The sequence below is a fragment of the Vibrio sp. D420a genome (assembly GCF_030248625.1).
Classification (GTDB): Bacteria; Pseudomonadota; Gammaproteobacteria; order Enterobacterales; family Vibrionaceae; genus Vibrio; species Vibrio fortis_A.
Map to the genome: position 1 here is coordinate 1 of NZ_JAHGAN010000106.1, position 501 is coordinate 501.

Sequence of the window (501 nt, forward strand, 5' to 3'; positions counted from 1 at the left end):
CAGCAGTATCACTGGTCAGCAACCCTTGAATGAAGGTCGCATCGATCTTGATGCAATCAATAGGGTAGCTATGGATATAGTTCAAGCTCGAATATCCAGTACCAAAGTCATCAAGTGCGATAGTGAAGCCTTGTTGTCTCATCGTGCTGAGCACATTTTTAGTCCCTTCAGTCGGGGACAGCAGCACCGTCTCTGTTAGCTCGATAACAAAGTCGCGCTTGTCGAAGTGAAAATGTTTAATCATCTTGGTCAAGTAGTTGAGGTAGCGTTGGCTGTCATGTAACTCGTGCGCTGAACAGTTGATACCAAGCTTCACTGAGTACCCTAACTCTTTCTCTAGAAGTGTTTTTGCTCGGCATGCGAGTTCAATGACTCTTTCTCCCAGTTCGACTATCAGCCCAGACTCCTCAGCCACTTCAATAAACTCGACAGGGGAGATATTTCCGTGCTTTTTCGTGCGCCAACGCGCCAAGACTTCAAAATAATCCCAGCGCTGGGATT

General features: G+C 46.7%; 1 protein-coding gene. It reads right to left on the minus strand.

The genetic code is table 11. The features are described from left to right. A partial coding sequence (locus tag KI743_RS24560) for an EAL domain-containing protein (protein WP_285468607.1) occupies positions 1–501 on the minus strand: 501 nt, incomplete at both ends.